Source organism: Polaribacter marinivivus, from assembly GCF_042651285.1.
In the GTDB taxonomy this organism is placed as follows: domain Bacteria; phylum Bacteroidota; class Bacteroidia; order Flavobacteriales; family Flavobacteriaceae; genus Polaribacter; species Polaribacter marinivivus.
In genome coordinates this window covers 193,259-214,350 of the sequence record NZ_JBHSCY010000002.1, presented here as the reverse complement: position 1 = coordinate 214,350, position 21,092 = coordinate 193,259, and the positions used below count along the sequence as shown (strand labels likewise).

At 27.7% G+C, this 21,092-nt stretch carries 19 protein-coding genes; 15 read left to right on the top strand and 4 right to left on the bottom strand.

Going from position 1 to position 21,092, the window contains the following annotated elements:
- The first annotated feature begins 116 nt into the window (after positions 1-116).
- The 4 genes from ACFOWD_RS09015 to ACFOWD_RS09000 are packed head-to-tail and all read left to right on the top strand — an operon-like array spanning position 117 to position 2,203.
- Positions 117-797 carry a tetratricopeptide repeat protein gene (locus tag ACFOWD_RS09015; protein ID WP_377409926.1) on the top strand — a complete coding sequence of 227 codons (681 nt, stop codon included), beginning with the start codon at positions 117-119 and terminating at the stop codon, positions 795-797.
- A gap of 6 nt (positions 798-803) precedes the next feature.
- Positions 804-1,340 carry a YfiT family bacillithiol transferase gene (locus ACFOWD_RS09010; protein ID WP_377409924.1) on the top strand — a complete coding sequence of 179 codons (537 nt, stop codon included), beginning with the start codon at positions 804-806 and terminating at the stop codon, positions 1,338-1,340.
- A 53-nt stretch (positions 1,341-1,393) separates the two neighbouring features.
- Positions 1,394-1,861 carry an Mpo1 family 2-hydroxy fatty acid dioxygenase gene (locus ACFOWD_RS09005; protein WP_298993658.1) on the top strand — a complete coding sequence of 156 codons (468 nt, stop codon included), beginning with the start codon at positions 1,394-1,396 and terminating at the stop codon, positions 1,859-1,861.
- Between the two features lie 3 nt (positions 1,862-1,864).
- Positions 1,865-2,203, top strand: a complete 339-nt coding sequence (locus ACFOWD_RS09000; RefSeq protein WP_377409922.1) for a tRNA-binding protein — start codon at positions 1,865-1,867, stop codon at positions 2,201-2,203.
- 21 nt (positions 2,204-2,224) lie between these two features.
- Here ACFOWD_RS09000 and ACFOWD_RS08995 read toward each other — a convergent pair whose 3' ends face one another.
- Positions 2,225-2,383, bottom strand: coding sequence for a YqaE/Pmp3 family membrane protein (locus ACFOWD_RS08995; RefSeq protein WP_207972396.1), 159 nt, complete (start codon positions 2,381-2,383; stop codon positions 2,225-2,227).
- A gap of 127 nt (positions 2,384-2,510) precedes the next feature.
- Positions 2,511-5,000, bottom strand: coding sequence for a M14 family zinc carboxypeptidase (locus ACFOWD_RS08990; RefSeq protein WP_377409919.1), 2,490 nt, complete (start codon positions 4,998-5,000; stop codon positions 2,511-2,513).
- Between the two features lie 218 nt (positions 5,001-5,218).
- Here ACFOWD_RS08990 and ACFOWD_RS08985 point away from each other — a divergent pair, with 218 nt between their 5' ends.
- Both ACFOWD_RS08985 and ACFOWD_RS08980 read left to right on the top strand, forming a co-directional pair.
- A complete protein-coding gene (locus ACFOWD_RS08985; RefSeq protein ID WP_377409917.1) occupies positions 5,219-8,131 on the top strand; it encodes an FAD-binding and (Fe-S)-binding domain-containing protein in 2,913 nt (970 codons plus the stop codon).
- A 167-nt stretch (positions 8,132-8,298) separates the two neighbouring features.
- Complete coding sequence (locus tag ACFOWD_RS08980) at positions 8,299-8,751, top strand: hypothetical protein (RefSeq protein ID WP_377409915.1); 453 nt, start codon at positions 8,299-8,301, stop codon at positions 8,749-8,751.
- A 56-nt stretch (positions 8,752-8,807) separates the two neighbouring features.
- Here ACFOWD_RS08980 and ACFOWD_RS08975 read toward each other — a convergent pair whose 3' ends face one another.
- A complete protein-coding gene (locus ACFOWD_RS08975) occupies positions 8,808-11,444 on the bottom strand; it encodes a valine--tRNA ligase (RefSeq protein WP_377410983.1) in 2,637 nt (878 codons plus the stop codon).
- A gap of 124 nt (positions 11,445-11,568) precedes the next feature.
- Between ACFOWD_RS08975 and ACFOWD_RS08970 the strand changes: the two genes are divergently transcribed.
- Positions 11,569-11,979, top strand: a complete 411-nt coding sequence (locus ACFOWD_RS08970) for a DUF1573 domain-containing protein (RefSeq protein WP_377409913.1) — start codon at positions 11,569-11,571, stop codon at positions 11,977-11,979.
- Here the strand turns inward: ACFOWD_RS08970 and ACFOWD_RS08965 are convergent, their stop codons facing one another.
- The gene (locus ACFOWD_RS08965) at positions 11,980-13,281 is read right to left on the bottom strand and encodes an aspartyl protease family protein (protein WP_377409911.1); all 1,302 of its coding nucleotides are present in this window, start codon (positions 13,279-13,281) and stop codon (positions 11,980-11,982) included.
- A 193-nt stretch (positions 13,282-13,474) separates the two neighbouring features.
- Here ACFOWD_RS08965 and ACFOWD_RS08960 point away from each other — a divergent pair, with 193 nt between their 5' ends.
- The 8 genes from ACFOWD_RS08960 to lipA all read left to right on the top strand — a co-directional run bounded on the left by ACFOWD_RS08960 (position 13,475) and on the right by lipA (position 21,067).
- Positions 13,475-14,665 carry a pyridoxal phosphate-dependent aminotransferase gene (locus ACFOWD_RS08960; RefSeq protein ID WP_377410981.1) on the top strand — a complete coding sequence of 397 codons (1,191 nt, stop codon included), beginning with the start codon at positions 13,475-13,477 and terminating at the stop codon, positions 14,663-14,665.
- The gene (gene murB, locus ACFOWD_RS08955; protein WP_377409910.1) at positions 14,666-15,673 is read left to right on the top strand and encodes a UDP-N-acetylmuramate dehydrogenase; all 1,008 of its coding nucleotides are present in this window, start codon (positions 14,666-14,668) and stop codon (positions 15,671-15,673) included. It begins immediately after the preceding gene.
- 75 nt (positions 15,674-15,748) lie between these two features.
- On the top strand, positions 15,749-15,952 hold the full coding sequence (locus ACFOWD_RS08950; RefSeq protein WP_298993681.1) for a membrane or secreted protein: 204 nt from the start codon (positions 15,749-15,751) through the stop codon (positions 15,950-15,952).
- Positions 15,953-15,965: 13 nt separating this feature from the next.
- Positions 15,966-17,069 carry a glycosyltransferase gene (locus ACFOWD_RS08945; RefSeq protein WP_377409908.1) on the top strand — a complete coding sequence of 368 codons (1,104 nt, stop codon included), beginning with the start codon at positions 15,966-15,968 and terminating at the stop codon, positions 17,067-17,069.
- On the top strand, positions 17,060-17,623 hold the full coding sequence (locus tag ACFOWD_RS08940; protein WP_377409906.1) for an RNA polymerase sigma factor: 564 nt from the start codon (positions 17,060-17,062) through the stop codon (positions 17,621-17,623). Before ACFOWD_RS08945 ends, ACFOWD_RS08940 begins: the two co-directional genes overlap by 10 nt.
- Before the next feature lie 2 nt (positions 17,624-17,625).
- Positions 17,626-18,858, top strand: coding sequence for an Nramp family divalent metal transporter (locus ACFOWD_RS08935; protein WP_377409904.1), 1,233 nt, complete (start codon positions 17,626-17,628; stop codon positions 18,856-18,858).
- Positions 18,859-18,860: 2 nt separating this feature from the next.
- Positions 18,861-20,138: a hypothetical protein gene (locus ACFOWD_RS08930; protein WP_377409902.1), complete on the top strand. Its 1,278-nt coding sequence runs from the start codon at positions 18,861-18,863 to the stop codon at positions 20,136-20,138.
- 53 nt (positions 20,139-20,191) lie between these two features.
- Positions 20,192-21,067, top strand: coding sequence for a lipoyl synthase (lipA, locus tag ACFOWD_RS08925; protein ID WP_298993688.1), 876 nt, complete (start codon positions 20,192-20,194; stop codon positions 21,065-21,067).
- Positions 21,068-21,092: the final 25 nt, after the last annotated feature.

The window sequence follows — 21,092 nt, the reverse complement described above, 5'->3', positions numbered from 1 at the left end:
AAATTTTAACAAACAATAACATTTATATATTAACATTTTAAAAATCATTAACTTTAAAGTGTAACAAAAACCTATCTATAATCGTCTAAAATAGAGAATCATTTTAGCTACCAACCATGAAAAAAACTTTATTTATACTTTTTACATTTATATTACTTACCAGTTGTACATCACAAAAAAATTCTGATAGTTTTATAGAAGCCACTTCTGGACGTTATTTATTTAATGCAAATGAAGTATTAGAAATTTATTTTGAAGATGCTATTATGCATGCTAAATGGCGTGGAAATGATGACATTGAATTATTAAAAGTAAATGATAGTGCTTTTTACATGAAAGAGTTAAATGAAAAAATGCTCTTTGTAAGCAAACCCAAAATGCATATTGAATTAGCTCCCAAAACAGAACACAAGGGAGTTATTTATAGGTTTGACAAAATGGAAAAAGGTGAAAAAACACCTTCTGAATACTTTAATGATAAAGAGTATGATAAAGCTTTAACTGCTTTTAAAACAATTAAAGAAAAAGATTCCTTAAACCCTAATGTTAGTGAAAGAAGATTAAATACGTTAGCCTATAGATTCTTAAGAAATGAAGAATATGAAGAGGCAAAAGAGCTATTTAAAATAAATATGGCCTTGTATCCTAATAGCTCAAACGTTTATGATAGTATGGGTGATTTATATTTTTCAAAAAAAGATACTGTTAACGCAATTATATATTATAAAAAAGCTTTAGCCATAAATCCTGAAAATAGAAGCTCTAAAGCTCGTTTAAGTAGGTTAACAAAAAAGTAACGTTAAATGACTTTAGAACAACTAAAATACCCAATAGGAAAAGCTCTAATTCCAGAAAATATTACCAAAAAAAATATAGAAGTTTGGATTTCTGATATTGAACGATTTCCTCAAGAAATAGAATTTTTGGTAAAACAATTATCAGAAAAACAATTAGATACACCTTATAGAGAAAATGGATGGACTATAAGGCAAGTAATTCATCATTGTTATGATAGTCATACAAATTCTTATATTAGGTTTAAATGGACCTTAACAGAAGATACACCCATAATAAAAGCGTATTTTGAAGACAGATGGGCTGAGATTTTTGACTCTAAATCTGCTCCTATTTCATTGTCTTTAGATGGATTAAAAGCGCTACATAGTAAGTGGGTTTATTTATTAAAAAACATACCTGAAAAAGATTTAGAGAAAAGTTTTATACATCCAGAAACTAAAGCTAATGTTTCTTTAAAAGAAAATATTGGAATTTATGCTTGGCATTGTCAGCATCATTATGCACATATAGAGCAATTAATGATTCGTAAAAACTGGAAGTAACTTCTTATTAGTATTTCAATTATTTTTATCTTTATGTTCTATACTTTTAAAACATGAAAACTGCTCAAGAATATTTTGATGAATATGCTGTTAGTCATCAAAATGAAACCAACCAAACTATTCATTACATCTGTGTACCATTAATTTTTTTTAGTGTTATTGGTTTATTGATGTCTATACCAACAACTCTATTAGAAAATACTTTTGGTTTATACAATCCCTTATTAGAAAACTGGGCAGTTGTTGTAGGCGTAATCATTTCTATTTTTTACTTACGTCTTGGTTTTTGGTATTTTACAGAAATGCTGTTTGTTATTTTAGTATCAATTATTGGTAATTTTTGGCTAGGCAATACTGTAAATTTACTTTATGCTTCTTTAATAATTTTTATTTTAGCTTGGATTGGACAATTTTATGGCCATAAAATAGAAGGTGCTAAACCCTCATTTTTAAAAGATTTAGAGTTTTTATTAATTGGTCCTTTATGGGTAATTCAAAAACTAAACAAGAAAAAAAATTAAACTATGAAAGAAGAAATATCTTTCGAAGATTTTTTAAAAGTTGATATTAGAATAGGCACTATAATTGAAGTCAATGATTTTCCGAAAGCAAAAAAGCCAGCCTATCAACTGAAAATTGATTTTGGTGATTTAGGCATAAAAAAATCAAGTGCTCAAATTATAGATTTGTATACCAAAAAAGAACTACAAAATAAACAAGTATCTGCTATTGTAAATTTTAAACCCAGGCAAATTGCAAATTTTTTAAGTGAAGTCTTAGTTCTTGGAGTTTATAATACTGAAGGTAAAGTAGTCTTATTAAAAGCTTCTAAAAAAATTAAAAATGGAGAACAGATTAGCTAATCATAATTCTTAATAAATAAATTATCTATTAGGGTTATTCAAAATTACTAAGGCTCCTATAACTCCTGGAATCCATCCACAAAGGGTTAACAAAAATATGATAAAAAAAGAACCACATCCTTTATCTATCACTGAAAGTGGAGGGAAAATTATAGCAAACAAAACTCTAAAAAAACTCATTTATAATTATATTAATCTATAAATAAGACGCTCTTCATTTAATTTTGTTACAAAACTTAAATACATAAAAAAGCCATAAAAATCTAAAATTAGAATTTTATGGCTTTTTAATTTTTTCTAGATATGTCTACATTTTATCGCCAAAGAAAATAGTATTCATTAGCAACTTGTTTGTCCCATACCAAAATGCTCTAAAATTTGTGTTGTCTGTAAAAACTACTACTCTACCTCTACCAAAACGTTGTACTTTAAAAGGTACTGTATTCGGAATTACTTTAGCGTTTTCTTTAGAAATATAACCACTTAATAATGGCTTAGACGTATATTGAATTGGGTTATTATAACTATTCTTATCAGCCTTCAAAAACATTGTAGAATTTCTAAACAATGCTAATTTATCATTCTTATAACCAAAATTTACTGGATGAGAACGATCAATATTTGCTTCAAATATTGCACCTCCAATTACTTGAGCTCCAGATTGTAAAGAACGCTCTTCAAATGAAACACCTTTAATTGAGTCTCTTTTAGCTCTTTCAAAATTTAAACTTATCATGTTATTACTAGATAACCATCTTGCAGTATTTTTATACCCAACTAAAACTCCACCATTTCTTACCCAAGTCTTTAATTTTTCAACAGCAGCTTTTTCTAAACCACTGCTAGGAATTATAATATGAGTATATTTTGCAATATCAACTCTATTAAAATAACGCGTATCTAATCTTGTTAAATGCATGTCAAATCGTTGATCAAATAAATGCCATATTTCACCTGAATCATTACCAGCAACTCCATCACCAACTAACATAGCTACTTTTGGTGTAGTGATTGCTCTAAAATTATTACTCCCTAAATCAATACCCTCATTTAAACCTGTGGTTACTCCATAAATTTTTGTTGCACTTTCTTTGGCTACAATACTTAAGAAATTATACATTTCATCATATGATAATTTTTGATTTTGAACAGGGATAAAAATGGTTCCATAATCATAAGATTTACCTCCATTTTTAAAGTTTTTCATAGATACTTTAGCACGTAAACCTTTTTGCAAAATGGCATTTAAAGCTTTTGGAGCATAATATTCGTTCCAAGGCATTAAGTACCCATAATTACTTTTAAAAGAAACTCCTGCAGTTGGCATTTCTAATTTATCTATTTCTTCACCAGCTTTAGAAAGCGATATATTTTCTGCATAATCTACTCCAAATGCATGATTAAAAGTCCAAGCAGAAACATCATAAAACAAACTATCTTTAAACGTAGTTCTTACATCAAACATCGCTTTTACCAAACGTTGATTTTTCTGATTCATAGGCACAACATAACTATATCCTTTTTTAAAGTTTTTTCCATTTTGAGTAAAATCAGACTTTAGGTCATGAATTTTTACTTGATGTCTTTTTAAAACTTCTGCTAAATGATATGTTTTTGCAGCATCTTTTTCATCACCAAAAACAATAGCTTTATTACTTCCTGTGTTTCTAGATTCTTCATAAAAATCTTGTTGATATTTTAAAAGCTTTTCTCTCATGCTTTTTGCAGCTTCTAGAGTAGAAAAAGCTGCTGTGACTTGATTACGAATTGTAAACGGAAAAGTTAATATACCATTATCTGTTTCTTGTGCATGTCCTCTAGAACTTCCTTGTTCAAATAAAATTCCAATACCTCCATTAATGTCTGGAAAAGTTGATCCTTTACCATAATAAAAATCATCAAAACTTTCTTCAGAATAATATAAAGAACCAATATTGTCTAAAGCTTTTGCATGGTAAGTAGCAATTTCTTTAGTTAAATCTTGATTCATTTGAGGTGTTAAAGGATTGGTTCTACTTGGAATACCAGGTTGAAAAAAGAAACTAGAGTTACTTCCCATTTCATGATGATCTGTTAGAATATTTGGCAACCATTTATGAAAAGTAGCTATTCTAGCTTTACTTTCTGGTAATTGTACAGGTAACCAATCTCTATTCATATCAAATTGATAATGATTGGTTCTACCTCTAGGCCAAATCTCATTATACTCTCTATCATTTGGATCTGGATTTATGTTTTTACTTTTATTTACATTAGCCCAATATGCAAATCGTTGCAATCCATCAGGATTAAAAGAAGGGTCAAATAAAATAACTGTATTATCTAATAAATTTTGAGTTTCTGATGAAACTGATGCTGCTAAATAATAAGCTACTGCTAAAGCTGCATTAGAACCACTTGGTTCATTACCATGTATAGAAAATCCTTGATAAACTACTACTGGGTTATCTGTTGAAACAGATGTATCATTAGTTGCATCAATATGTTTTTTTCTTATTTCTTCTAAATTTTTATGATTATTTGGTGATGTAATTGTTAATAAAAGTAAGGGTCTATCTTCATAAGTTTTACCTCTTTCTTCTATGGTTATTCTATCTGAAGCTTTTGCTAAGGCTTTCATATACATAACTAATTTATCATGTGTAACATGCCACTCACCTACTTCATGACCAATTATTTCTTTTGGTGTTGGTATTTCTGAATTATAACGTTCATTTGGTAAATAATAAGACAAATCTACTTTCTGAGCAGACATTGTAAAACATACTAAAAAAAGAAAGAATACTATTTTTTTCATTCGTGTAAAGTTTGAATTTGTAACAAAGATAAACATTAGAAATTTTATTTTTTATTCAATTTTTCAGCTTAAAATTTTAATAGATTACATAAATATTAAAATAAAACAATAAATAATTTATAATTAATAAAAATTAGAAATGAGTTGCTTTTTATAGAAGCCTATTTTTTAATTATTCAGATATTTGCAATAATCACATGTGTTTTTAAAAATCAATAATGATTACAAATTCTGTTTTAGAACAACTACATAAATCACTTAAAGGTGAAGTTTTATTTGATGATTTACATAAAACATTATATGCTACTGATGCCTCTGTTTATAGAAAAATTCCACTTGCAGTTGCTTTTCCAAAAGATGAAAATGATATTAAAGCTCTAATTGATTTTGCAAATAAAAACAACATTACTTTAATTCCTAGAACAGCAGGAACTTCATTAGCAGGACAATGTGTAGGAGATGGAATAGTGGTTGATGTTTCTAAACATTTTACAAACATTCTAGAATTTGATGAACAGCATAAGACAATAACCCTTCAACCAGGTATTGTTAGAGACTCATTAAATGTTTTTCTAAAACCTTTTGGTTTGTTTTTTGGCCCAAACACCTCAACTTCTAACAGATGTATGATTGGTGGAATGGTTGGTAACAATTCGTCTGGAAGCACTTCTATTAGGTATGGTGTTACTCGTGATAAAGTTTTAAAAATTGATGCTATATTAAGTGATGGAAGCACTGCAACTTTTGAAGAAATATCTTCTGATGAATTTATAGAAAAAAGTAAAGAAAAAACTTTAGAAGGCGCTATTTATAAATCTATTTACACTGAGCTTACTTCTGAATCTACACAGGTAGAGATTAAACATGAATTTCCAAAAGAAACCATTCATAGAAGATGTACAGGTTATGCTATAGATGAGTTCTTAAAATCAGATTTATTTGGAGGTTCAGAACCCACAATTAACGTTGCAAAACTTTTGACTGGAAGTGAAGGGACATTGGCTTTTTCAACAGCAATTACTTTACAGTTAGATGATATTCCACCCAAGGAGAGCATTATGGTTTGTTCTCATTTTAAGAGTATTAATGAAAGTTTAAAAGCAACCTTAATTGCAATGAACCATACATTGTACAATTGTGAATTAATGGATAAAACCATTTTAGATTGTACAAAAAACAATCGTGAATTAGCTAAAAATCGTTTCTTTTTACAAGGCGACCCTGAAGCTGTTTTAATGTTAGAGGTATCTGCAAACACTCTTGCAGAAGCTGAAGTTTTAGCAGATAAATTAATTGCAGATTTAGAAAAAAATAACTTTGGTTATCATCATCCAAAAGTTTATGGTAATGATATATCAAAAGTACACTATCTAAGAAAAGCTGGTTTAGGTGCTTTAGGAAATATGGTTGGTGATATGAAAGCTGTGGCTTGTATAGAAGATACAGCTGTGGCTTTAGAAGACTTACCCAATTACATAGAAGAGTTTACTAAAATAATGGCTAAATATCAGCAAAATGCAGTGTATTATGCACATGCTGGAGCTGGAGAGTTGCATTTACGTCCCATTTTAAATTTAAAAAAATCTGAAGATGTAGTTCTATTTAGAAAAATAACTACAGAAACAGCTCAATTGGTAAAAAAATATCAAGGGTCATTTTCTGGAGAACATGGAGATGGAATTGTAAGAGCAGAATTTATACCTATGATGATTGGTGAAAATAATTATCAATTATTAAGGCGAATTAAAAATGCATTTGATCCAAACAATATTTTTAATAAAGGGAAAATCACAGACGCTTTTCCTATGGACAAAAGTTTGCGTTATGAAATTGATAGAGATGAACCTCAAATTGATACGATTCAAGACTTTTCTGATAGTGAAGGTATTATAAAACTAGCTGAAAAATGTAATGGTTCTGGAGATTGTAGAAAACCAGTAGAAGCTGGTGGAACTATGTGCCCTAGTTACAGAGCTACTAAAAATGAAAAAGAAACAACTAGAGCAAGAGCCAATACATTACGTGAAGTTTTAACCAATAATTCTGCAGCTAATAAGTTCGATTCAAAAAAACTAAAAGAGGTTTTAGACCTATGTTTAAGTTGTAAAGCTTGTGCTTCTGAGTGTCCTAGTAATGTTGATATAGCAACAATGAAAGCTGAGTTTTTGTATCAGTATCAAGAAACTAATGGGTATTCTTTTAGAAGTAAATTGTTTGCTAATAATGCTAAGCTAAATAAATTAGGAAGCATTACTCCTACTTTAGCTAACTTGGTTTTGAACACAACATTGGCAAAATCTGCAATGGGTGTATCAACAAAAAGAAGTGTTCCTAAACTAGCAAAACAAACTTTAAAGAAATGGTATAAGAAAAAAGCTTTTGGTAAAACCGAAATAAAGCAATCTCAAAAATCTGTCTACCTTTTTAACGACGAATTCACCAATTTTTATGATGTAGAAATTGGTAAAGACGCAGTTTTCTTATTAGAAAAATTAGGCTATAAAGTCAATATTATCAATCATGAAGAAAGTGCAAGAAGTTATATTTCTAAAGGATTTTTAAAAGAAGCCAAAATTGTATGTGATAAAAATATTGCAATTTTTAAAGATAAAATATCAGATAAAACACCACTTGTGGGCATTGAACCCTCAGCAATTTTAACTTTTAGAGATGAATACATCAGATTAGCAGATGATAAAACATCCGCAGAAAAAATTGCTCAACATACCTTTACTTTTGAGGAATTTTTAGCCAAAGAAATTGAAAATGGTAATGTAGATAAAACCTTGTTTACATCAGAAAAGAAGACTTTAAAAATTCATGGGCATTGTCATCAAAAAGCATTATCGAGTACAAATGCTAGTTTTCAAATACTAAATCTTCCAGAAAATTATACTGTAACAATATTGAATACAGGATGTTGTGGAATGGCTGGTTCTTTTGGATACGAAAAAGAACATTATAAGGTTTCTATGCAAGTGGGTGAAGATACTTTATTTCCAAAAGTTAGAAACTGTTCATCAGATACAGAAATTGCTGCAGCAGGTACAAGTTGTCGTCATCAAATTTATGATGGTACTAAACGTTTAGCTAAACACCCTATTACTTTATTAAAAGAAGCCTTAATATAAAAGTTAAAAAAGGTTTTAAAATTCTTTTAAGCAAAGATTTAAATCATATGAGTTTAAATCTCACTGTGTTTTTATTTTACTTTGTAATAAGCAAAATATATAGTTAAAAATTAACTAACATCTATTTAAGGTAGACTATTACACTATAAATTAAAAAACATAAAATTATGAGTAAAACAAAAATTATATTTAAACATGCAATGTTAATCACTTTACTAATTGGAGGATTTTTCTTTTTATCTAAATTATTTGGACAAGAGAATAATCCTTATTTACGATTTTTAAATATCGTATTTGTTATAGTTGGTATTAGACAAGCTGTAAAAACAAGTATTGAAAATAATAATGAAACTAACTATGCTACAAATTATGGAATAGCATTTGGTACTTCTGCATTAGGAGTCTTATTTTCTACAATCGGAGTTTTAATATATGTCTCTTTAATAAATCCTAATTTTTTAAATGAATTAAATAACTCATTTTTAATTGGAGGTAATTTATCTATTTATGAATTGGTGTTTACATTAATAATAGAAGGTTTGGCCTCATCAATTGTTGGATCTTTAATGGTAATGCAGTTTTTTAAAAATCACCAATCTAAAGTTCAAGTAACAGCATAATAAATAAAAAAACACCATCTCTTTAGATGGTGTTTTTATTTTTTTATAAATCTTAACTATTTTAAAGATTTTAAACTAGACTTTATAGTTTCTATTTTAGCTAAAGTATCTGCTTCTTTTTTGCGCTCTAAAGCAATAACTTTCTCAGGAGCATTAGATACAAAACGTTCATTAGAAAGTTTCTTTTGAATACCAAATAAAAAACCTTCAGCTCTTTTTAGTTCTGCATCTAATTTTTTTACTTCAGCTTCTACATCAATATTTGCAGCAGAAATTGGCACAAAATACTCATTAGATTTTACTCTAAAAGAAGCTCCATCAACTTTTTCTGCAACATAATTTATTGTTGAAGTATTTGTTAATTTTTGAATTACAGTATCAAATTCTTTTGTGTTTTCTTCTGCATCAATTACAAATAATTCAATAGTATCTTTAAAAGAAATATTTTTTTCTTTTCTAACAGTTCTTAATCCAGAAACAACAGCTGTAGCAAAATCAAAATCAGTTATAATTTGTTGATTAAATTCTTTAATTTTTGGATATTTTGCAATAATTAAAGCTTCTTCTGGTGACCTTTCTGTAATGTGCTGCCAAATTTCTTCGGTTAAGAATGGCATAAATGGATGTAATACTTTTAAATTATTTTCTAAAACCTCAATAACAGCATTAAAAGTTATTCTGTCAATTGGCTGTTGATATGCAGGCTTTACAATTTCTAATAACCAAGATGAGAAATCATCCATAATTAATTTATAAATTGTCATTAATGCATCACTTAAACGATATTTAGAAAAATGATCTTCGATTTCTGCTAATGCTTTTTGAAATTTAGCTTCATACCAAGCTAAACCAATTTTAGAAGTTTCTGGTTGAGCTAAGCTTTCATCTATTTCCCAACCTTTTATTAATCTAAATGCATTCCAAATTTTGTTTGCAAACCCTTTTCCTTGTTGACATAATTCTTCATCAAATAAAATGTCATTTCCTGCTGGAGCACTTAATAATAAGCCAACTCTAACACCATCTGCTCCAAACTCTTCTATTAATTTTAAAGCGTCAGGTGAATTACCCAAAGATTTAGACATTTTACGACGTTGTTTATCGCGAACTAAACCTGTTAAATATACATTTTGGAAAGGTTTTTCACCTTTATATTCGTATCCAGCAATAATCATTCTAGCTACCCAAAAGAATAAAATATCTGGTCCAGTAACTAAGTCATTTGTTGGGTAATAATATTTTATTTCTTCATTTTCAGGATTTCTAATTCCGTCAAAAACAGACATTGGCCATAACCAAGAAGAAAACCAAGTATCTAGAGCGTCATCATCTTGTTTTAGATCATTAGTTGTTAGTTGTTGGTTATTTGTTTTTTGTTTGGCTAAAGCTAAAGCTTTGTCAATATTTTCAGCAACAACAAAATCTTCTTTACCATCACCAAAATAATATGCAGGTATTTGTTGTCCCCACCAAAGTTGACGAGAAATATTCCAGTCTCGAATATTTTCCATCCAATGACGATAGGTATTCTCAAACTTTTTAGGCACTAAATTAATTTCAGTATCATCACCTAAAACAGCATCAATTGCGGGTTTTACTAAATCTGTCATTTTTAAAAACCATTGATCAGATAATCTTGGTTCTATAACTGCTTTAGTTCTTTCTGATGTTCCTACTTTATTGGTATGTTGTTCTGTTTTTAATAAAATTCCTTTATCTTCTAATTCTTTGGCAATTTCTTTTCTTGCAACAAATCGATCTTTTCCTTGATAATGTAAGCCATATGAATTCAAAGAAGCATCATCATTAAAAATATCTATTACCTCTAAGTTGTGTTTATCTCCTAAAACTTTATCATTTTCATCATGTGCTGGAGTTACTTTTAAACAACCTGTACCAAACTCAATATCTACATATTCATCCTCAATAATTGGGATTACTCTGTTACATAAAGGTACAATTGCTTTTTTATCCTTTAAATGCGTAAAACGTTCGTCATTAGGATTTATACAAATGGCAGTATCTCCAAAAATAGTTTCTGGTCTTGTAGTTGCAATAGTTAAAGTTTCTTCTGAATCTTCAATTTTATATTGCAAATAATATAGATTTCCTTGCTTTTCTTCATAAATCACCTCTTCATCAGACAAGGTAGTTTTGGCTTCAGGATCCCAATTTACCATTCTGTAACCTCTATAGATCAATCCTTTATTATATAAATCAACAAAAACTTTAATTACAGATTCAGACATTTCTGGGTCCATTGTAAAAGCAGTTCTTTCCCAATCGCAAGAAGCTCCTAACTTTTTTAATTGCTCAAGAATAATTCCTCCATATTCGTTCTTCCAATCAAACGCATGTTGCAAAAATTCTTCACGAGTTAAGTCGGTTTTTTTAATGCCTTGTTCTTTTAATTTAGCTACAACTTTAGCTTCTGTAGCTATTGATGCATGATCTGTTCCTGGAACCCAACAAGCATTTTTACCTAATAAACGAGCACGTCTAATTAGAACATCTTGAATGGTATTATTCAACATATGCCCCATATGTAATACTCCTGTAACATTTGGAGGAGGAATTACAATAGTATATGGCTCTCTTTCATCTGGTGTAGAATGAAAATAATTATGTTGAATCCAGTAGTTATACCATTTATCTTCTACTAGTCTTGCATCATATTTAGATGGAATTGTCATGCTTTGGTATCCTTTTTGATATATAGTTGGCAAAAATACAATTCTCTTTTTTGTAGAGAAAATTAGCAATTGATTTTTTAGAATAAAATATATGTTTTAATTTTACACAACTAAATAAATGATTATGAAGTCTTTTGGAATTGTTTTAGCACTATTATTTGCCTCTTTTACTATAAATGCTCAAGAATTTAAGTTTGAAAAAGAAATTATTGACTATGGAAAAATTGCAAAAGGTGCAAAAGGAGAACGCACTTTTGTATTTACAAATATTGGAGATGCTCCTTTAATAATAAGCAATATACAATCTTCTTGTGGATGTACTGTTCCAGAAAAACCAAAAGACCCAATAATGCCTGGTAAAAAAGGAAAAATAAAAGTTTCTTATGATACCAATAGATTAGGAGGTTTTTCTAAAATGATTACTATTTTCTCTAATGCTAAAAATGCAAGAAAAGTAATTAAAATTAAAGGTTATGTAGACAATAAATTATCTTTAGAAAAAGAGAAAAGTTTATTATCTGATTCTAAAAAGTAATTAAACTTTTTTCTCAAGTCTAAATTGAAACTTTAGTTTTTCACCTTTTCTATCTACAGTTATTTTAATACGTTTTCCATCTTTCTCTTGAAACTTCTGTATTATTTCACCTAATTGATATTCATGTGCTGGCTTATTATTTAATCTTAAAATAATATCATCAACTTTAAGTCCAGCTTTATCTGCAGGAGAATTAGCAACAATATTTCTAATTCTGTAAGAAGGTTTAAATTTATATGAAAAGCTTGTTATAAATTTTACAGAATTAGTAGAACTTACACTTTGATTATATGCGTCTGAATATGATCTAACATCTTCTTCTTTTACTAATTGTTTACCATTATAAACTACATCTAAACCGCTCATATTATAATTAAATCCTTTTTTAAAAGAGCCATTTTTCTTAAATGTAATTGTATTGTTAGCGTAATTAAACCAAACTATAAATCTTTTTAAAATATTAGAACCAATACTACCATTTCTTTCTTTATACATTCTAGCATTTTTAGTAGAAATAGAATCTAAAAAAGATACTGTAGGTTGTTCAATTATAAAAGAGCCTAATTTAAAAGTAGAAATTCTACTTCTATTTCCATAAATAGATCCACTTAGCCCCTCTCCTAAAATATCATTAAAATGATTGATTGGTGTTACAATTTCTGGTTTCGTATGCTCAAAAAGCCAAATAGCATCACTACCTCCAGAATCTATTAATAATTTAACATCTGTTAATTTATCACCTATTGTGTCTAATTGAACTTTAGCATCTATAAAAGGTTTTTTTCTATAAAAGTTAAGAGGAAAAGTTTCACATTTTCTACATCTCTTTAGTTCAAAATTTTCTGGATCGTAAAAGTCAATATATCTATTTTTGTAATTTATTTTAACAACATAATTACTCAACAAATTGTAGCCAATTATACCATGTATTGTTGTCCCCATTTTACTAGATAAATCAAAATAATCTCTAACTATTACATAAATAGTCTCATCATAACTAACAATGTTTTTTAAAGAAAGTTTGTTGTTTCTAGATAGTAAAGCTTCTACAGGCTCTCCTTTTCCTAAACCTCTTAAACTAACCTTCTCAACACTATTTAAACCAATACTATCATTTTGAGTGATGTTAAATAATATGGTTTTACTAACTCCAGAATCTAAAATAAAAGAAAGTTTTTTACCATTAATTTTTAATGGTATTACAATTAAATTATTAATAAATTTAAATCTAATTCTTTCCGTTTTTTTATTTTGATTCAAAAAACGAAAGCCTTCTTGTGAGTTAGTAATGTTTGGAATCACAAGCAATAGTAGAAGTATAAAAATTCTAATTTTAATCAAAAAAGTAATTTATAATGATGAAAAACAATTTACAAATTAAAGAATAACAAAAATAGTTTTTAGTAAAAATTTAACCTTTTAAAGAAAAGTAAAATCAATCATAAAAATTGAAATTAATTTAAGAAATTTGCAAAAAATAAAAGTAAACAATTTTATGCCAGTTATTTCTAAAAAAGGTTTAAAAATGCCTGAGTCACCAATTCGTAAATTGGTTCCTTATGCAGAAAATGCAAAAAAAAATGGAGTGCATGTTTTTCATCTAAACATTGGACAACCAGACATTAAAACTCCACAAGTTGCTTTAGATGCTGTAAAAAATAATTCTATAGAAACATTATCTTATGCAAGATCTGAAGGCTCAGAAGAATATAGAACTAAGTTATCTAAATACTATCAGAAAAACGAAATAAACGTTTCTGAGAAAGACTTAATCATAACAACTGGAGGTTCTGAGGCGCTTTTATTTACTATTGGTAGTATTACAGATCCTGATGATGAAATTATAATTCCTGAGCCATTTTATGCAAATTATAATGGTTTTTCTACAGCTTCTGGTGTAAAAGTGGTACCAGTAAATTCAAAATTTGAAGATAATTTTGCCTTACCAAAAATCGAAGAATTTGAAAAACTGATAACAGAAAAAACAAAAGCAATTTTAATTTGTAATCCAGGAAATCCAACAGGGTATTTATACTCTAAAGAAGAAATTGAAAAATTAAAAAAGATTGTATTAAAACACGATTTGTTTTTAATTGCTGATGAAGTTTACAGAGAATTTACTTATGATGGCTTAAAGCATACTTCTGTATTATCTATAGAAGGATTAGAAAATAACGCTATAGTTATAGATTCTGTTTCTAAACGTTACAGCATGTGTGGTGCAAGAATTGGATGTATTGTTTCTAAAAACGAAGAATTTATAAAAACAGCTATAAAATTTGCCCAAGCAAGATTAAGTCCACCAACTTACGCTTTAATTGCTAGTGAAGCAGCATTAGATACCCCACAAAGTTATTTTGATGAAGTCATTGAAGAATATGTAGAAAGAAGAAATACACTTACCCAAGAATTAGAAAAAATAGAGGGTGTTAGTGTAGCAAAACCAAAAGGTGCTTTTTATTGTGTTGTTCAATTACCAGTAAAAGACACAGACCATTTTGCTCAATGGATTTTAGAGAAATTCAATTCGAATAATCAAACAATTATGGTTGCTCCTGCAAGTGGGTTTTACTCTACTGAAGGAGAAGGAAAAAACCAAGTAAGGATAGCTTATGTATTAAATAAAAAAGATTTAATACGCTCTGTTGAAATTTTAAAAGAAGCTTTAGAAACTTATCCTAACTAATTGAATATCGAAGAAAACATATCACTAAAAAACTACAATACTTTTGGTATTGATGTAACAGCTAAACGCTTTATTTGTATTGATTCTGTTTATCAACTTCAAGAGCTTTTAAAAGTTGAAAAAGATATTTTTTTAATTTCTGGAGGAAGCAATATGTTGCTCACTAAAGATATTGAAAAATTAGTTGTACATATTGATATTAAAGGTGTTTCTATTGATCATGAAAATGAAAATGAAGTTTTTTTAACAGTTAATGCTGGTGAAAATTGGCATGAATTTGTGCTTTGGTGTGTAGACAATAATTATGGAGGACTTGAAAATTTATCTTTAATACCTGGAAATGTAGGTACTTGCCCAATACAAAATATTGGTGCTTATGGAGTTGAAGTTAAAGATACCATTACTAAAGTTGAAGCTTTACATATTGAAAAAGGTAAATTAGTACAGTTTTCTAATGAAGAATGTAAATTTGGTTATAGAAATTCAATTTTTAAAAACGAAGTAAAAGGGAAATATATAATAACATCTGTAAGTTTTAAATTAACGAAACAAAACCATAATTTTAATACTTCTTATGGTGCTATAGAAACAGAACTTACTTCAAAAAACATAGCTAAACCAAATCTAAAAAATATTTCTGATGCAGTAATTGCTATAAGAAAATCTAAGTTACCAGATCCAAAAGAGATTGGAAATAGTGGAAGTTTTTTTAAAAATCCTGTAATAACTAAAGCTCATTTTTTAACACTTCAAAAAACGTATCCAGAAATACCAAGTTACATTGTTTCAGAAAACCAAGTTAAAGTTCCTGCTGGTTGGTTAATTGAAAAAGCTGGTTTTAAAGGAAAAAGATTTGGCGATTTTGGGGTTCATAAAAAACAAGCTTTAGTTCTTGTTAATTATAATAATGCTACTGGAAAAGATATTTATAATTTAGCTGAAACTATTCAAAAAGAGATAAAATCTAAGTTTGATATAAAGTTAGAAATAGAAGTAAACGTAATTTAAAAACTACAAATCAAAGTCAAATGGATTTCATTAGAAGAAGTCTATTTTGTATCTTTGTAACTCATAAAAAACACGATGAAATTATTATTTATTACTTTAGGGTTATTAGCCTTAGGAATTGCAGGAATTGCAATAAAAATATGGGCTAAAAAAGATGGTGAATTTGCAGGAACTTGTGCTAGCCAAAACCCAATGTTAAATAAAAGTGGAGAAGCTTGTGGATTTTGTGGCAAAACTCCTGATCAATTTGATTCTTGCTCTGAACCTCAGCATAATTAAGCCTTTTTAGATAATGATTTTAACTGTAATTTTCTACATATTTGTAGCATGTACAGCAATACAAATTGTCTATTATCTAATTTTTTCTTCTGTTCTTTTCAGCAATAAAAACAAAGAATTACATACTGACACTCCTCCTATTTCACTAATAATTTACGTTAAAAATAGTGGTGATTATTTATCTAAAAACTTAAAATATTTTAAAGAACAAAATTATCCAAACTTCGAAATTCTACTAGTTAATAATGCTTCTGTAGATAATACAGATGATATTTTAGAAGATATAAGAGAACATGATAAATCTATTAGAATTATAGATGTAGAAAATAACGAATCTTTTTGGGGTAATAAAAAATACACCTATACTTTAGCCATTAAAGCAGCAAAACACGAACATTTGTTATTTTCTGAGATTGACGTAAAACCTATTTCAAAAAATTGGATTTTAGAAATGAGTAAACATTTCTCATTAAAAAAATCTATAGTTTTAGGATACAAAAAATATAGTCTAAAAAGTTCTTTAACAAACTTAGTTATACGTTTAGATAATTTATTACAAACTTTAAAATCGTTTTCATTTGCTAAATTTAATAGTGGTTTTTCTGCATCTTCAAAAAACTATGCATTTACAAAATCGGAATTTTTTAGAGTAAAGGGTTTTATAAATCACATAAAAATAAGAGAAGGCAAAGACGACTTATTTATAAAAGACGCCATAAATAATCATAATATAACCTTTTCTAATACTGAAGATAGTTTTGTAGAATGTTTAGAAAAAACTAGCTTAAAACAATGGTTTACAAACAAAAGAAATCAACTTAACTTACAAAATAAGTATTCTCTTAAGAATAAATTTCTTCTTTTTTTATTTAGCTTAACTAAATATTTAACTTATATACTTAGTGCTATCTTGTTTTTCTTTTATCCTTGGAAACATATACTATTAATTATTATAAGTTACTTTATAACACAATTTATAGTAATGGGTATTGCAACAAAAAAGTTTAAAGAACCACATTTAATCTTTTTACTTCCTGTTTTAGATATTTATCTAGTATTGATTCAAATTACTATATTTATATCTAATTTGATATCAAAACCAAGTCATTGGAAATAAATCACGATAACATTAAAGTTAATATTTCAAAAGCAAAAGAAGGTAATCAAGCTGCTTTTAGATTTTTACTTAATAATTTTTGGAATGATATTTATTTGTTTCTTTTAAAAAGAACAAATAGTGAAAATGATGCAGAGGATATAGCTATCCAAGCATTTTCTAAAGCATTTGATAAAATTGAAACCTATGATGACAATTTTGTTTTTAAAACTTGGTTAATTACTATCGCTAAAAATGTTCATATAGACCTTAAAAGAAAAAAAGATATATCTATTACAACTGATACTTCTAAAGAACAAGAAGAAAAAGTTTACATGGTTGTTGATGAAAACCCTACACCTGAAGATGAAATTATTAGAGAACAAAATTTAGCTAAACTTTTAAGAGATATAAAGCAATTAAAACCTAAATATCAAGAAGTAATACAACTAAGATATTTTCAAGAATTAAGTTATAAAGAAATTTCTAATCAAATTAATGAACCTATTAATAACGTTAAGGTTAAATTATTGCGTTCAAAAAAACTGTTAGCAGAAATCATTAAAAAATCTTAGTAATGAGAAAAGGGTTTCTACAAACTTTAGGGCCAGGTTTATTATTTGCAGGTGCAGCTATTGGTGTTTCTCATTTAGTACAATCTACAAAAGCTGGTGCAGATTTTGGCTTTGGATTACTTTGGGCATTACTATTAGTACATATTTTTAAATATCCCTTTTTTCAGTTTGGGCCACGTTATGCAGCTGCTACTGGAGAAACATTATTGGAAGGTTACAAAAAATTAGGAAAACCAGTATTAGCCATCTATTATGTGCTAAACTTTATCACAATGTTTATAATTCAAGCAGCAGTTACCATTGTTACAGCTGCTTTAGCTACTCAGTTATTTGGTTCTTTTACATCTGCATTTAATTTAGCAATTTGGTCTAGTATTATATTATTAGTAAGTGTAGTAATTTTAATAATTGGTAAATATAACCTACTTGACAAATTGATGAAATATATTATTGTTCTCTTATCAATAAGTACAATTGCAGCAGTTTCTATAGCTTTTTATAATTCAACAGAATCTTATGATGTTAGCCAAATTTTACCTTCTGGTAGTGTAGAAATTACATTTTTAATTGCCTTTTTAGGGTGGATGCCAGGACCAATGGATATTTCTATTTGGCATTCAATTTGGTCTGTAGAAAAATCTAAAAACTCTTTTATCAAAATTAAACCTAAAGATGCCATTTTCGATTTTAATGTGGGCTATATAGGCACACTAATTTTAGGAATTTGTTTTGTTCTTTTAGGTGCTTTAGTCATGTATAAATCTGGTGAAACATTTTCAAATAAAGGTGCTGTTTTTGCATCACAACTTATAGATTTATATACCAAAAACCTAGGGAGTTTTTCATATATTTTTATAGCTATTGCTGCATTTACAACTATGTTTAGCACAACTATAACAACTTTAGATGCATCTCCTAGAAGTATGAATATTAGCACAAAACTATTAACTAGAAAAGAATTTAAATACGGATATTGGTTTTGGATAATTTTACTTTTTTTAGGTACTTTTCTAATACTTAGATATTTTATGGATAGTATGGGAAGTCTTGTAAAAATAGCTACTATTTTATCTTTTTTAACTGCGCCTTTTTATGCAATTTTAAATACAATTTTAATTACTGGAATACACACTCCATTAGAACACAGACCATCACTTTTTACAAAAATACTAAGCATAGTTGGAATTTTATTTTTAATAGGATTTAGCATTTGGTTTTTAAATAGTATTTATTAACTATGGCAAAACTTCAAAAAATATTTAACAAACTTAAATTACAAAAGTATTTACCAAAGTTTCCAATTTCATTAAGTTTTATCTCATTACTTTTTTACCTAACAGGTACTATCATATTTATATCAGGAATGTCTTTATTTGGAATTCCTATTGTAAAAATCTTATATGGTAATTTTGCAGATTCTAATTGGGAAAAAATAGAAGCAAAAGTTAATAAAGTATACGTCTCAAAAAAATATAAAAAAAATGATATTGATTTATTTGATCCTGACTTAAAAAACAAAAATTATTCTAAAAACACAATTATGTATTCTGAACAAATAGAATACTCATATTCAGTTGATAGTGTTTTTTATACTAATAAAACAATTTATCCAAACATTGGTAACTGGAGATCATCTAATTCAAAATCTGCAAATGAAGCTATAATTAAACTAAACTCTGAAATAATAAGTGGTAAAATAAATGTTTTTGTAAATAATGAAAATCCTTCTAAATCATATATTTTAAAACTACCCACACTTTTTATACTAATCTCTCTGTTAATATTAATTATTTTTATTCTTATTAGCATTTGGCTTTTATCACTCATTACAAAACAATTTCAAGATTTTATTAAAATAATTAATGAAAAAACTAAACTAAAATTAGATTTTAAAAATAAAGAAGAAGTAAAAAAAAGACTTCGAACAAATATTGTAGGATTCATATTTCTATCAATTTTGTTATTTATTCTTAATTCTGACGCTGGTGGTGTTACTAAAGAAATGTATAGCTACACTTTTAATGCAATTTTACCTTACAAAACTACAAAGGCTAATATTGCTGATATTAACGTAAAAAAAGAAGAAAATAAAAATAAAGACACTATTTATAAAGTTACTTTAATTTATGACTATAAAATTGAAAATAAAATATATAAAAATTCTAATATTTTTGATGATATACAGGGAACAAGAAATATTCTAAAAGAAAAATTAGATACTATACCATTTAAAACTACTTCAGAACTTAAAAGCTTTAAAAACACTATTTTTAATTCAAATCAAGAAAAAATAAAAGTACATTATAATCGTTTTGAGCCTAGTAAATCATTCTTATTAAGGCAAAAAAGAGAAAACTCAATTGAGAATAGTATTTTAAATTTATTTAGAATTATAAGCTACTTATTTCCATTAATGTTATTAATAATTATTATCATTTTACCTTTTGTTTTAGTTTTTCAACAAATTTTTAGAATTTTAAGAGATACTATAGTTTTAATGAAATTAAGAAATTAGTTTCTAAAGATTTTGTGTCGTAAATTTGCATTATAATTTTTGATGAATTTGATATGGCAGTAGAAACAATTATAGCTCCTGAAAGACCTAAAAAACCAAAATGGCTTCGTGTAAAGTTACCAGTAGGTAAAAAATACACAGAACTAAGAGGTTTAGTAGATAAATATAAATTAAATACTATTTGTACAAGTGGTAGCTGTCCAAATATGGGTGAATGCTGGGGAGAAGGTACTGCAACCTTTATGATTCTTGGAAACATCTGTACACGTTCTTGTGGTTTTTGTGGTGTAAAAACGGGGAGACCAGATACTGTTGAATGGGATGAGCCTGAAAAAGTAGCTCGTTCTATAAAAATTATGGGAATTAAACATGCTGTAATTACTTCTGTAGATAGAGACGATTTAAAAGATGGTGGTTCTATTATTTGGGCAGAAACAGTAGATGCAATTAGAAGGGCAAACCCAAATACAACTTTAGAAACTTTAATTCCAGATTTTCAAGGAAATACCAAACAAATAGATAGAATTATTGAGGTTCATCCAGAAGTAGTTTCACATAACATGGAAACTGTAAGGAGATTAACTCGTGAAGTACGTATACAAGCTAAATACGACAGAAGTTTGGGTGTTTTAAAATACTTAAAAGAAAATGGCATGCGTACAAAAACTGGCTTAATGCTTGGATTAGGAGAAAAGGAAGAAGAAGTAATACAAACTATGAAAGATTTACGTGAAGTAAATTGTGATATTATTACGATTGGTCAGTATTTACAACCTACAAAAAATCATTTACCTGTTAAAGAATTTATTACTCCAGAGCAATTTAAAAAATATGAAACAATAGGTTTAGAAATGGGCTTTATGTATGTAGAAAGTGGTGCATTAGTTCGTTCTTCATACAAAGCACATAAACACGCTCAAGATCTTTAAAAATTTTGTTAAAATAAAAATATAT